The following is a 14,194-nucleotide window of genomic DNA, read 5'->3' as shown; positions in this document are numbered from 1 at the left end:
AAACTGCGAAATACCAGTTTGCGTTTATTATTCAATATCAAATTCCCCTGAAACCATCTAAGATAGTATCTAAGATAGTCACTAAAACCTAACAGTTTGGGGAAAGTGGGGCAAATTGATTTTAAAAAAATAACCTCGATATTTTTGTTGTAACAACATCAAAAAATTGGATGGTTGCTTTTGTTATGGTATGCTCTTGGACCATAACTTATTGAGATTTAATAGAATATTCGGTTCTGGAAAAATATTTTGGTTAAATTGTTTTAGGTTTTCAGGCTGTTTATATTATGCTCAATTACCGCTTATGAATAACAAAAGCTATTTTGGTGTTAAAAAACAAGTATTCTGTGCAAAGCTTGGGCTAGTATCTTGATTCGTTCAGATTGCAACCTGGTGAAGTAAAAAAGACTGATATTAAATACAGGAATTCGACGAAAGAATGTTAAGCAAGCAAGATTTAATGGTATTAAACCGAACCGGCGAACAACTCAAAAATGTGATTCGCAATTTGATCAGGGAGTTTCCAAAATCAGCCTGCAGTATTGCAGGCATGTCTAACTGGTTGGGAATAAATCGCTCAAATAGTCAAAGAGTACTGAATGCCGTCAATAAAAGCCACGATGGCAAAGACGTCATTTGTCTGGCGCCAGGCACGGCAGGAATGCAAGAGTTTGTTGATCTTTGTGAAGCGAAACAAATTAAAGGCGTTTTAATTACCGAGGCGCGAAAAGCGCTGGAAGCATTCCAGGTAACTATTAAACAGTATGGTCGTTCGCATTCTGAATTAAAAAGACTGTTAACCGAAATGCCGGACAAATCTCTTTCCGATGCATCTCACAGCGACAAAAAAAATAGTCGTATGCGTCACTACGAAGCGATGCGAGATCTAATTGGCGAAAGTACTGATTTTTTATTTTGTACTTATGTGTTGACAGAAAGCGAAAAAGATCCAAGTTTTCTTAAAGAGTTTGCGTTGGTTTCCAAACAAAATATACAACATTCTAGTAGTGCTAGGCCGTTTTTCCAACACTACACGCATTTAAATGTGCCTGGATTCAGAGGCCCGGAAATTGTGATGCGTGATTCGAAAATTGGTGATGATCAATTTCATGTCGGCATCGCGCAAGATTACTCTAGCCCGGAATTGGTTCATGGTTATTCAGGTTATTCCGCTAATCGTTCTTGCCTTGTGTTTAACAACGTAAAAAATAAACATAATCCTTTTGATGCGACTTTTGTTTTTTGTAATCCCGATGAAATTAAAAATCCGCTAAATAGTGATACCAAAAGTAGCTCAACTGCCATCTCAATTAAAAACCCTACCAAGCGACTAGTTATGATGGTTTTTATGGAGAAAAAACTCGATATGTGTAGCAGTGTCAATGTCGGCTGTTATTCGGCAAATAATTCAATTCCTGAAGGTCAATTAAGTGTTGATGAAATATGGGATGATCGATTTCCTGAATTTCCCGAGCTAAGAATTGTTAACCAGGACTCGCCGATTGCTTCTGGCGTTGAAGGGTATGAGTATGGTTATCTAACCGACTTTTTGTTTCGTTGCGCAGATTTAAATAAAAAAGATTTTGTCTGTTATCTTATGGATGTTCCTTATCCAATCTGGTCTTCCTGTTATCGGATTTATTTTGAGCATAGCTAATTTCAGGTTAGCTAGTTTGCCGCATTAAAAAATAGTCGAAGTTAATCGTGTTAAAGTTCATGGTTGGCCGTGACTAAAGATTAGAAGAAACTCAAACAACGAATAATAAAAGCCCCGGTAAATATTTAGCGTAATATTTACCGGGGAAGGTTGGGGGTTGGAGCAATACCTGAATGCTTTATTTAAGCGGGTCTCAATTCTTGTTCAAGAGATGGATAATCGGTATAACCTTCCTCATTTCCACCGTAAAAAGTATTGGGATCTGCGTCGTTTAATTTTGCGCCCTTTTTTAATCTTAGCGGCAGGTCAGGGTTTGAAATAAAGGGCGTTCCGAATGCAATAAAGTCACTTTGATTATCACCTAAACTTTTTTCCGCTGACTCGCCGGTATAACCACCATTTGCAATATAAGCACCATTAAATCGCTGACGTAGTAGAGCAAAGTCAAAGGACTCATCATTGACATCACCAAATCTTTCGACGACGTGAATGTAAGCCAAATTAAATGCATTGAGCTTCTCAACGAGATGGTTAAATAACGATTGAGGGTCGCTATCAGACATTGAATTAAATGTGCCTGTCGGTGAAAGGCGTATACCGACTCGATCGCCGGACCAAACTTCACTAACTGCTTTGATGACTTCAATCGTTAAACGAACCCTGTTTTCCAATGAACCACCGTATTCGTCGGTTCGTTTATTCGTGCCGTCTTTTAAAAACTGGTCAAGTAAATAGCCATTGGCAGCGTGAACTTCTACACCATCAAATCCAGCTGTTTTGGCATTAATCGCAGCTATCTTGTATTGCTCTACAATACCGGATATTTCATTCGTTTCTAGCGCTCTGGGAATTTCAAAATCTTTGAAACCTTCTTCAGTAAATGCCTGACCTTCAGGTGCTATTGCCGAAGGTGCTACAGGTAAAACGCCGTCGGGTTGTAAACTTGAATGTGATACTCGACCGACATGCCAAAGTTGGAGAAATATTTTTGAACCTCGTTGATGAACTGCGTCGGTAATTTTTTTCCAACCCTGGATTTGTTCATTAGAATGAATTCCCGGCGTGTATGCGTAACCTTTACCTTGCGGAGATATTTGTGTCGCCTCACTGATAATCAGCGCAGCGGTTGATCGTTGTTGATAATAAGTTACATTTAAGTCCTGAGGTACGTCTCCAGGCTGAGCAGAGCGAGAACGAGTTAATGGTGCCATTATAATGCGATGGGGGAGCGTTAAGTCTCCCAACTTTGCTTCGCTAAATAAATGATCGTAAGACATGTTTTGATCCTGTTTTGTATAAGTTTTCAGTTTAAGAATTAGTTACAAAATTGTGCGTGTTTAATTTAGAAAAATTAAGCTGTTAAGTAGCTGTTTTTTCCTTTTAGATAATCGACATAGACTTCTTCAAAGTTATCAACCACTGACTTCTTAACGAAATCGAAACGAGTCAAACGTTTGCCGAGCGCTGCCAGTTTTGGAAAGTCGGCCAGGAAGTTTTTTTGAAATGTATTAGCCATAATGTCAAAGCGAGTAAAAAGAGGCGCCAGTGCTGTATCGACTAACGAAAAATTCGCGCCATTGAAATAGGCATCGTCGCTAATAATCGTTTCCAGTCTTTGGAGTTTTTCGGTTAAAGACGTTGAGTGTTTTTCAAAGTCGCTCTGATTGTCCGCAACCGACATCACGAACTGATTCACTAGTACTTGGCTGATATATTCGATCCATGCCCTGTCTTTGGCTTTTTGTAATGGATCTTCGGGCATGAGTCTGTCTGGTGTTATTTCATCGAGAAACTCGTTGATAACGGCTGATTCAAACAAAATATTGTCGCCGTATTTGACGACTGGCACTTTTCCCAGTGGAGAAATTTCTAAGAACCAGTCAGGCTTATTGGCTAGATCGATGTAGGTAATTTTAAACTCAATGTTCTTTTTTAAAAGTGTAATTACTGATCGCTGTACAAAAGGACATGTTTTAAAACTGATAAGTTCTATTGGCTGTAATGACATAATAATAATCCTTGTTGACTAAGTGTCGATTCGATTCTTGTCTGCTTTCAGGCTGAGTATGTCTCAATTTAGTTATCGAGATTGAGGCTTGATATAAAGTCGGCTCAAAACAGGCGCTTAAAATCGAGTATAAAAAATAGTGCAAGTATACTATTTATACATGGTATACTTTAGAAACCAATGTAACTATAAGGTTGGAGTATAGACTTAACAAGTACGTACGAAAATGATAGTAAGTTTCCAAGAGGTGCCTAATGGCTAAAATTAAGGCTTCTAGCCACGAAAAAAATTTTGATGAATCCGAGCATAATGCTCAAGGTCGTGATATGGCCAATTGTCCGGTAACTACCGCGATAAATGTAATCGGCGGGAAGTGGAAGGTGATCATCCTATATCAGCTAAGAGGTCAAACTCTGAGGTTCGGTGAGTTGAAACGCGTTATCCCCAAAATCACTCAGAAAATGCTTACTCAACAGCTGAGAGAACTGGAAAAAGACAAATTGGTTAAACGTGTTGTCTATGCGGAAGTTCCACCTAAAGTAGAGTACACCTCTACAGAACTGGCTGAAAAATTGAACCCCGCGTTAGATTTGCTCTGTGCATGGGGTAGTGAGTATGAAAAAGCCCATCAGTCTGAATAAAATAACGATAGCCAGACTGAACTGCGATCATAATTTCGACAAATTTGGCACTAACCACACCAATAAGGAAAGTCTTAGTGAATGCAATAGAACAATTTAAATCACAATATTCAGTGACTATCGCTCAGGATATTATATGGGGTGATATGGACGCGTTTAATCATATTAACAACACTGTTTATTTCCGTTATTTTGAAAATGCGCGCATCGAATATTTCGAACGAACCAACATTAATGCCCTGATGCAGAAAACTAAAATTGGACCGATTTTAGGCGAGACGGAATGTAAATATCTAGCTCCTTTAACCTACCCGGATAAAATTACCGTCGGCGCGAAAGTTACTGAAATTAAAGAGAAGCGCTTTAGTCAGCACTACGAAGTTTTTAGCCATAAAATGAATAAAGTTGTAGCTAAGGGGCGTGGTGAGATCGTTTATTTTAATTACGCTGATGCACAAACCTGTCGTATCCCAGATGAAATTTTAGCGGCGATAGACCGATTAGAAAATCAGGTGGCTGGGGAAAGATAACAGGGCCTAACTACCGAATATTAAGTTCAAGCTGGTTGGTATGGCAGCTGACGAAATGTTGTCGGTTATTTTCATCGATAATATTAATTAACGAATATTTCATGGTGATCGAATAGTTTTTACCGCGCTCGAGGGCATAGGAGGGGGCCAGATCAAAGTTGTTAATCAGTGGTTGATCGGGGTCGACTTCAAGAAAATCTGTAATGTCAGGTTCTCGCCGTTTCAACGACGGACCTTTATAGCTGATGGGGGAGCCTTTTTCATCTTTAATGAAGAATAGATCTCCCAGAATACCTTCTAACGGGGTTTGCCATGGTAATAATTTCACCGGGCAGTCATGCTTTAGTCTGAGCTTAAAGGTGACCCAAATGCCATCATTGATCGCCTGAGTTGATTCCGCTGTGAGTGCACAAGCCAAAGAGATGTGGGATATCCTATTCATTATAATCTTTCCTGGTTTACTAAAACTATTCTCGCGGTCGTTGTATACTTCACAAATTGTAGTTGAGTTTTTGTTGGTTTTCCGAAAAATCTCACTCTGTAATGTGAGAGATTGGGTAGCTCCCGACAAATCTGCTCAGGTTAATTGACACATCCTGCTATAGACTCCAACCAGACAGAGTACCTATTTAACTGTGAGATATTACACTTGTTTTTAAAATTCATAGTCTGTAGAGTTACTTTTCGCTATTTTGAGGTGTTTAGAAGCCGCAAGCGACAAAATAGCATCGAATTTATATTAAGCAGTTACTAATTGGTTGAAGGTCATTAAATTGATGAAAAGTTTAGTATTCTTAGTTGTAGTTTTCTTCGTAAGCGCATGCTCGATGACACCACAAAATTCCGCAGAACCACCTGGGTCATTAGCTGATCAGCTCAGAAGCTTCAGCGAGGAAAACGCTGTAGATTTTGCTGCGACATTCGAGGAGCCGGATGAATCTGAAGATGCAGAGTATGCGGAATGGTCGGAAAAAATCGAACAAATTAAACAAAACCCAATAGAAATTGTAGAAGTGGATGAATTACAGAGTTCGTTTTATATTGAAATGATCGAAGCATCCAAGCAACTCCTGAGCTTTATTATCACCGGCAATGAGAAAGAAATATCATTTGATGCGAAAGAATTTCTCTGGGAGCACGATATTGATTCTGGCAGATTGATTGAAGTTAACTTCAATGGCCAGTCTCAGTGGCATGTTCTGGTTGATGAAAAACTGAAACTTGAAAGTCAAAGGGAAGTGCAATTCTCAATTCTAGGCGTCGCTAAACCTGAAAATACTGCGGGTTTTCTTTTGTTGAAACCAGCGGAATAGACTTAACAACAATCTGCTGTAGCTAATAAATGCACTGCCAATAATCATGGGCCTGTTTTTATAGATATATTTACAACAGGCTTTCATCGTTTTCCCATACTTCATTTTTTCTATCTTACTTCAGGATCTACTCGATTTAAGATTTAATTTTGTTGCTCCTGCTTAGGCTAGAAGTAGCCGAGTGCCATAAGCAGATTAACTCTCTTCCAGCCAATTATCGTTTCCAAAATTATCGTTTTCAAAAACACTGTTTCCCCAAAATAAACACTTTAAATTCAAATAGATATGATGCCTGCCTTGAACATTCCCCAAGCCTGATAAGCATATTTTCTAAATATTAGTTGATAATGCAAATGATAATGATTACTATTTGCGATGATTTTAGGGTCTGTTTTTGGAGAAATAAATGAAAAATAATAACAAACCGTTGATTTTAGGTGGCCTGGCGTCACTGATTGCGGTTAGTTCAGGGGTATCTGCAGATACCGTCAGTTACGATGATGAGTCATCAGAAAACACGATGCTCATCACTGCAACGCGTTTACCTCGTGAGGTTGAGGACGTTGCCGGAACAGTGACACAAATTGACAGTGAGGAACTGGAAAAGCAATTAGCGGAAGATCTTGATGATGTGGTTCGTTATCAACCGGGATTATCGATGCGCACCAGGAGTCGAGGTGGTAATCAAGGCTTTACTATAAGAGGCATGGATGGAAAACGCGTGCTGATGTTACTTGACGGTGTTAAGAGTAGTGACGTTTTCTCTGCAGGTCCAAGCGGTTATGGCAATGACAATTATGAATTGGATGATCTCAAGTCTATCGAGATAATTCGTGGACCAGCTTCCGCTCTATACGGCGCTGACGCTTTGGGCGGCGTAGTGTTACTTCGCTCTAAAGATCCGATGGATTATGTGACTAATGATGATGAAGTTTATTTACGTTTGAACGCTTCAGCAGCTGATGCTAATGACCTGACGAAACTGGGTTTTACAGTGGCCGGTCAGGCTGACAAATGGGGTTACATGCTGCAAGTTACTCAACGAGATTTTGCAGAATCAGAAGTCAAGGGCGAAGGGTTTCTTACACCACAAGATGGTGAGTCTACCGGCGGAATTTTTAAGGTGGTTTATCAACCCAGCGACAGTCAAAAATGGACTTTCGCAGTCGATAATTTTGTCGAAGAAATTGAATTTGATCTCACAGCAGTTGATACACCGGAGTTGCCGAGCACTGGTCTCGATGACAATGAAAGAACTCGCTTTAGTATCGGACACGACTGGAATGGAAACGCTGCTATTGCAGATCGGATTGAGTCCCGAGTATTTTGGCAAACTGCCGATGGTTTGCAAAATACGCGTCAGTTGAGGGCCAATAGTTTTTCATTTGACTATGCACCGTTTGGTAACAACACGCCAACTCAACGTGTGACAGACTTCGAATTTAACCAGGATGTCAGTGGATTCTCGACGACTTTATTTAAGACGATAGAATCAGAATCTGCAACTCACTCGTTAGTTTACGGATTAAGTTACGAAGTTGTAGAAACCGAACGGCCTCGTAATCGTTGCGAAACCGATAGTGTAACTGGTGCGACAACTTGTAGTATCCGAGCTTTTCCTATGGCTGCACCCGAAGTCTTTCCCAACAGGACTTTTCCCGATACAGAAACGACTCGAACTGGTGTTTTTATTCAAGATGAAATCGTATTTGGAAATAGCGGTTTTACTTTGATTCCCGGTATTCGGTACGACCAATTTGAGATGGATGCCGATACTCAGGGATTGCAAGATATCGTCGATTTGGGATTTGAAATTCAATCGACAGATGAAAGTGAAGTATCTAAAAATCTTGGTTTAATTTATGACGTTTCTGAAAGTAGCGCGTGGTTCTTTCAGTATGCGGAAGGCTTTCGTGCACCGAGCTATGATGAAGCTAACCAAGCCTTTGTGAATTTAGGTTTTGGTTATGCGACAGTTCCCAATCCTAATTTAAGACCTGAAACCAGTGAAGGTTACGAAATTGGTTTCAAGTCACGTATGGGCAGTAACTATGTTGCAGTATCTGTTTACGATAACCATTTTGAGGACTTCATCAGTAGTCAATTTATCGGGCAGCAAAATGGAATCAATTTGTTTCAAGACACAAATATTGGAGAGGTAAGAATTTACGGTGCTGAATTTACTGGTGTTTGGACGTTGAATGATAACTGGCGTATGAGAAACTCGATTGCTTATTCCAAGGGGCGTGATGAAGAAGCCGATACTTACCTCAATCAAGTTGATCCTTTAACTGCAGTTGTTGGTGCGGCGTATCAAAGCGATTCTGACCGTTGGGGGTTCGAAACAATTGTCACGTTGGTCGATAGAAAAGATAAAGTTGCTGATGAAAATGATGTCACCGGTAAAAGTTATGGATTGCTCGATATGGTCGCGCACTTTGATGTAACGCAAGACCTAAGGTTGAGACTCGGCGGATTTAATTTACTTGATAAACGCTACGCGCGTTGGGCTAATATCCAGGGACTAGATCAAGATTCTGCCTCAATTGCAAATGCTCAAGAGCCAGGGCGAGAGTTTCGCTTTGGATTAACCTGGACGTTTTAATAATTGTTGAGTCATTAACAATTCATCAACCTTGTTTGCCTCGAATCATTTCGAGGCAAATTTCTGAGTACTGTTTTCTAAGTATTTTTTCTAAGCATTATCTGATTATTATTTGGGGGTCGAGATGATTATTCAGTGGTTAGAACAACTGATGTATGAGTTGTCTGATTTTTTTATGGCACCGGTCATTATGTTACTGGTGGTTTTGTTTGCTTATAGTTTATTTGCTGCAGGCGAATTCTTTTCTCAAAGTTGGCAAAGAAGGCAGCAAAAAAATAATTATTTAAAAGCTGTCGGTTTAAAACTGGGTGAAGCTAACAATTTAAATCTAAAAGGATATCCTTTAGTTGAAATTGCGCACAGCCATCCGAAAGTGACCAAAGATCAACTTGATGTGGCTGCACTTGATATTTTGCAGGGTGTTCGCTCCGTAAGTCGATTAGCGCCGATGCTAGGTCTTATCGCTACGATGATTCCTATGGGGCCGGCATTGAAAAGTTTGGCGGATGGTAACGTGCAGGGAATTTCAGAAAACCTGGTGATTGCTTTTTCTGCGGTTATTTTTGGATTGGTGATTGCTTCCATTACATTCTGGATTGCCGGTGAGAAGAAAAAATGGTTGGCGAAAGAATTAGTTGCCATTACGCCATTGTTGGAAGAAAGTAAAATACCGCACAGCGAGGTCGCAATCAGTGAAGCTGCTTGATGAAGATGAGTCAATAAATCCAGCTCTGTCACTGGTTAATCTTGTCGATGTCTTTCTTGTGCTGGTTGCTGCATTACTCATTGCCATCGCACAAAATCCTTTGAATCCGTTTATGGAAGATGATGTGACCGTCATCAAAAATGCCGGCAAACCCAACATGCAAATGATCATCAAAAAAGGCGAGAAGATTGAAACCTACGAAAGCACTGGAGAGATTGGTGCCGGTGATGGTGTTAAAGCAGGGATCGCCTACAGAATGAATGATGGGTCAATTGTTTATGTTCCTGAAAAAGAAGATGTTTCCAAAAAAGAATACGAAAATAATCAATCTCAGTCAGGCAGTAACAATGTTGAGTAATTATCTTTCGAATAAATTGAGGTTAAAAATGGGGTTGAATTTATTTATCAAAGCTTTACTTGTCAAAACCTTCCTGACATCGTTTATGTTGCTTGGGGTTGTTAATTTCTCTTTCGCAAACACAGCAGGTTCATCTGAGGCTGCGAATACTAAAAACAATTTGAATGATAAACGTCTTTTAGTCGTCCGAACGAATCATACTTATAAAGCTAAAGTTGAAGAATTAAAAAAGCGCGCTGGACAATTTGGGCTTGATGTAGAGTCTCGTTCGGTCACCAAACTCAAAGATTTGAACGAAGCAAAAACGCTATTTGACGAGTTCGATATTGTATTGTTCGATGGTGCCTCAAAGCGCGAGTCAAAAAAGGAGTTCGAAAAGTTTGCGCCTGTTGTTAAAGAGTCTTCTAAACGTTTCTTGGCGCTCAAATGGATTGAAAGTCAGGTTTTAACCAAAGGCCTGAAAGCCGAGCAAGCGAAGAAATTATTCGATTATTACGATAATGGGGGAGAGCTTAATCTGACTCGCATGGCAAATTTTATCGCCAACAAAGTATTACAGAATCGATCGGTAAAAGTTGAAGAGCCCATTATCTACCCTGAAGTTGGTATTTATCACCCCGACTACAAAGGGCTGATTTTTTCTGGACTTGACGGGTACTTGAAATGGACAAACAACGCTCAAAAAAAGAATGAGAGTTTCGTTACTGATAATGCTGCTCAACCAGTTGTCGGTATAATGTTGCAGCGAGCACTGATTGAGTCTTCTCAAACAGCAGTTCTTGATGCAACTATTCGTGCTTTTGAAGCAAAAGGAGCCGTTGTGTTGCCGTTCTTCTTCGAAGTCAGCCCAATGTCCTCACCTTACCTGCATCTACTTCAAAAAGATGGTAAAACATTAGTCGACGTGATCGTTAATTTTAGAACCATTCATTGGGCCAATAAACGTAAACAGGAATTTGAGCAGATTGGTGTGCCAATTATTCAAGCGCTTACTTATTTTAGTGGCGATCAAAAAGATTGGGAAAATGATATTCAGGGAATTTCTCCGGGGATGACACCATTCTTGCTGGTTTTGCCTGAAACTGCCGGTGTGATCGACCCGCAAATTATTGCAGCAAGAAATAAGAAAACGGAAAGAGCCGAGGTGATTGATTATCAACTTGACCATTTGGTTAATAAAGCTTTAAACATGTCTAGCTTAAAGCGAAAGCCTAACCTGGAAAAGAAGCTTACGGTATTCTTTTGGGGAGATCGTGATATGGGGGCATCATTTCTAAATGTCCCCGATAGTTTACACGTCATCAGTCATGAACTGGAAAGTAAAGGCTACAACTTGAACGGTGTCGAACCTGATTTTTACACGGAAAAAGTCAACAAAATACTGGATCCGTTTTATCGAGACTATCAACTAGACGAACTGATCAAAGAAGATCTCGCTGAGTTAATGCCAGTCAAAGAATACTTATCATGGTTTAATCAACTACCCGAAAAAGTCACTTCTTCTATTAACCAGCATTGGGGAAAAGCCGAAGATAATTTTATGGTCGTGAAAAAGGAAGGGAAAGCTTATTTTGTTTTGCCCAGAATCCGAAATGGCAATATGTTGGTGATGCGTCAGCCGCCGCGATCGGATGATAAAGATCAAGATAAGTATTTGTACCACAAAGGTGAGATTCCAATGAATCACTACTATCTTGCGGCCTACTATTACGCGAGAAAGTATTGGCAAAGTGATGCAATTATTCACCTGGGTACACACGGTTCACAAGAATATCTCGGCGGAAAAGAAAGAGGTTTGTCGAAGTACGACGGACCGAATTTAGCGGTTTGGGATACGCCTGTTTTTTATCCTTTTATCGTTGATGATGTCGGTGAAGCAATGCAAACCAAGCGTCGTGGAAGCGCTACCGTTATTTCCCATATGACGCCGCCATTTGCTGCAGCAGGTTTGCAAGGTGATTCCGCTGATATTCATGAGTTAATGCACCAATATGATTCGTTAGACGAAGGTGGTGTTAAGCAAAAAACTGCCGACCAGATTATCAACAAATGCGTTGAGTCAAATATCTGTGAAGATATGGGGTGGCATAAAGAGAAAATCGACCAATTGTCGACTCAAAGAACTTCAGCCAAAATGACTGATTTTCTGGATGTGTTGCATGATTTTCTAGGCGAGTTAGCTGCAGAAAACCAACCACTAGGATTACATTCCTTTGGCGAACTCGCTGAGGAGCGACTGCTCATTTCGACAATTACCCAAATGCTTGGTGAAGAATTTATTCGAACTGCATCTGCGTTCGAAGCCAAACATTATCGAGATTCTGGTCATGGTCATTCACATGATGATCATTCAGAGCAAGGCCATTCGCACGACGATAGCAATAAAAATAAAGCTGCTCACGACCATGGAGAAGAAGGTTTTCATGAAAATGAAACCGAGCTGGAAAATCTTTCAGGCTATAAAACGGTTCGAGATTTTATTGTTGGTGCATCGACTCACAGGCATGGCAATGAGACTCACACGCACGGTAACGTCGCTCACAGCCATGACATCAGTGATGAATTACAGGTTTTCATTGATAAAGGAAAGACACTCTATCAAAACCTGTCTGGTATTAAAGAGCTTGAGCATTTAACCGATGGACTGGCCGGTAAATATATTCCAGTAAAAACCGGTGGAGATCCGATTCGTCATCCAGAATCTTTGCCAACTGGCTTTAATTTGTATGGTTTCGATCCAGCTCGTCTTCCAACTAAAGCGGCATATGAACAAGGTAAAGAGCTGGTTGAAAATGTGATCACAGATTACTACAAAGAGAACGGAAAATATCCTGACAAATTAGCCTTTTCATTGTGGTCGATTGAAGCGATGCGTCATTATGGCGTTTTGGAAAGCCAGGCGTTATACGCTATGGGTGTGAAGCCTAAATGGAGTAACGATGGTCGTGTTATTGGCACCGAAATTATTCCCGCATCAAAACTGAAACGTCCCAGAGTCGATGTTGTTTTATCAGCAACCGGACTTTATCGAGATGCTTTTCCTAATGTGGTGCAGCGATTAGCGAAAGCGATCAAAAGTGTAGCGGAGCTTAAAGAAGCCAATAATTCAATTTGGGATAATACGCAACGAATTCAGTCCGATTTAATTAAACAAGGTTATGACGAAGAAGAAGCGCTTTATCTTTCCAGCGTCAGAATTTTCTCCAATGCATCAGGGCAATATGGCTCAGGAACTGATGGACCTGTATTCGCGAGCGACACCTGGGAAAGTGATAAGAAAATTGCCGAAAATTATCTCTCGAAAATGGGCTATGCATTCGGCACTGATCCAAAGCGTTGGGGAGAGCAGATTGAAGGACTTGATTTGTACGGCCAACAATTATCAGGAACTGATGTTGCGATGTTTTCTCGGTCTTCTAACATTTACGGCATGCTAAGCTCCGATGATCCCTTCGAATATTTTGGTTCATTGTCGTTAGCGGTGAGAAACCTCGATGGGAAAAGCCCTAAAATGATGATTTCTAATTTGCGTAATGCCAACAAAGCAAAAATGGAAGACGCGGCCCAGTTTCTAGCAAAAGAGTTGCGAACTCGTCAGTTTCATAGGCGTTGGATAGAAGAAATGCAAAAGGAAGGTTACAGCGGCGCGGTGACCATGGCATCACAGGTTGCAAACTTCTGGGGCTGGCAAGTGGTTGACCCTAACCTGGTCAGAGCCGATCAATGGCAGACTTTTCATGAAATCTATGTGGAAGATAAATTGGATCTGAAACTAGATGAATGGTTCGAACAGGTTAATCCCGGCGCACAGGCACAACTTATTGAAAAAATGTTGGAAGCAATTAGAAAAGACTACTGGCAAGCGTCGGAAGAAACGCAGAAAAAGTTAGTAGAGAGATACATCGAACTAGTTAATCGCCATGATCTTTTTGTGGAAAACGATAAGCTAAGAGATTTCACTAATACCTCGGCTCAAGGTTATGGCTTAAATATGCAGTTGCCGCAACCGGCCCCAATTGAGAGTCCAGCTGTAGCTAATCCAGCGCAAAATAGCCAGCAGGTTGAGGGGCAAAAATTAGAACAGGTTGATGCAATGGAAACCGATCAAGAGTGGAATATGCGTCTAGTGGCAATGATACTTTCATGTTTGTTGATAGTTGTTGCAGGTTCTATCTATCAATCAAGAAAGTCATACCGATTTACCCCGATATAGTTGTTGGCCGTTTATTGTACGGGGAATTTGGGTCGATTATTACAGGTCTTCGACCCAAATTTTTTTTATTTAATTAAGTTGAATTCAGGTTTGTTCGTAAATTGAGTTAAATTAAAGTAAGCGTCGAGCAGCTTGCGACACTCAATAACTCTGTTTCAAGACT

The 14,194-nt window shown here is 40.4% G+C and carries 11 protein-coding genes; 8 read left to right on the top strand and 3 right to left on the bottom strand.

From position 1 onward, the window contains the following. The first annotated feature begins 439 nt into the window (after window positions 1–439). Window positions 440–1,657 carry a hypothetical protein gene (locus FLL46_RS15665; protein ID WP_142932282.1) on the top strand — a complete coding sequence of 406 codons (1,218 nt, stop codon included), beginning with the start codon at window positions 440–442 and terminating at the stop codon, window positions 1,655–1,657. A gap of 182 nt (window positions 1,658–1,839) precedes the next feature. Here the strand turns inward: FLL46_RS15665 and FLL46_RS15660 are convergent, their stop codons facing one another. Beyond that, window positions 1,840–2,934 carry an alkene reductase gene (locus FLL46_RS15660; protein WP_142932281.1) on the bottom strand — a complete coding sequence of 365 codons (1,095 nt, stop codon included), beginning with the start codon at window positions 2,932–2,934 and terminating at the stop codon, window positions 1,840–1,842. Between the two features lie 74 nt (window positions 2,935–3,008). Then, entirely contained in the window at window positions 3,009–3,665 is a 657-nt protein-coding gene (locus FLL46_RS15655) for a glutathione S-transferase family protein (RefSeq protein WP_142932280.1), read from the bottom strand. A gap of 254 nt (window positions 3,666–3,919) precedes the next feature. On the opposite strand from FLL46_RS15655, the gene FLL46_RS15650 reads away from it, so the two are divergent. Both FLL46_RS15650 and FLL46_RS15645 read left to right on the top strand, forming a co-directional pair. Further along, the gene (locus tag FLL46_RS15650; RefSeq protein WP_142932279.1) at window positions 3,920–4,306 is read left to right on the top strand and encodes a winged helix-turn-helix transcriptional regulator; all 387 of its coding nucleotides are present in this window, start codon (window positions 3,920–3,922) and stop codon (window positions 4,304–4,306) included. Window positions 4,307–4,383: 77 nt separating this feature from the next. After that, on the top strand, window positions 4,384–4,836 hold the full coding sequence (locus tag FLL46_RS15645) for an acyl-CoA thioesterase (RefSeq protein WP_210418724.1): 453 nt from the start codon (window positions 4,384–4,386) through the stop codon (window positions 4,834–4,836). Between the two features lie 10 nt (window positions 4,837–4,846). On the opposite strand, the gene FLL46_RS15640 is transcribed toward FLL46_RS15645, so the two are convergent. Further along, window positions 4,847–5,278: a hypothetical protein gene (locus tag FLL46_RS15640; RefSeq protein WP_142932278.1), complete on the bottom strand. Its 432-nt coding sequence runs from the start codon at window positions 5,276–5,278 to the stop codon at window positions 4,847–4,849. 334 nt (window positions 5,279–5,612) lie between these two features. On the opposite strand from FLL46_RS15640, the gene FLL46_RS15635 reads away from it, so the two are divergent. The 5 genes from FLL46_RS15635 (at window position 5,613) to FLL46_RS15615 (ending at window position 14,031) form a co-directional block, all read left to right on the top strand. Beyond that, window positions 5,613–6,149 (top strand): hypothetical protein, encoded by a 537-nt coding sequence (locus FLL46_RS15635; RefSeq protein ID WP_142932277.1) that lies wholly within the window; start codon window positions 5,613–5,615, stop codon window positions 6,147–6,149. A gap of 406 nt (window positions 6,150–6,555) precedes the next feature. Further along, entirely contained in the window at window positions 6,556–8,754 is a 2,199-nt protein-coding gene (locus tag FLL46_RS15630; RefSeq protein WP_142932276.1) for a TonB-dependent hemoglobin/transferrin/lactoferrin family receptor, read from the top strand. A 124-nt stretch (window positions 8,755–8,878) separates the two neighbouring features. Beyond that, a complete protein-coding gene (locus FLL46_RS15625) occupies window positions 8,879–9,460 on the top strand; it encodes a MotA/TolQ/ExbB proton channel family protein (protein ID WP_168204192.1) in 582 nt (193 codons plus the stop codon). Next, on the top strand, window positions 9,447–9,818 hold the full coding sequence (locus FLL46_RS15620) for a DUF2149 domain-containing protein (RefSeq protein WP_142932275.1): 372 nt from the start codon (window positions 9,447–9,449) through the stop codon (window positions 9,816–9,818). Before FLL46_RS15625 ends, FLL46_RS15620 begins: the two co-directional genes overlap by 14 nt. Further along, window positions 9,808–14,031 carry a cobaltochelatase subunit CobN gene (locus FLL46_RS15615; RefSeq protein WP_168204191.1) on the top strand — a complete coding sequence of 1,408 codons (4,224 nt, stop codon included), beginning with the start codon at window positions 9,808–9,810 and terminating at the stop codon, window positions 14,029–14,031. Before FLL46_RS15620 ends, FLL46_RS15615 begins: the two co-directional genes overlap by 11 nt. Window positions 14,032–14,194: the final 163 nt, after the last annotated feature.

This window comes from Aliikangiella coralliicola, assembly GCF_007004725.1.
GTDB classification, from domain to species: Bacteria; Pseudomonadota; Gammaproteobacteria; order Enterobacterales; family Kangiellaceae; genus Aliikangiella; species Aliikangiella coralliicola.
Note: the sequence above shows the minus strand (reverse complement) of the source record. Positions and strands in the feature narration are given on the sequence as shown.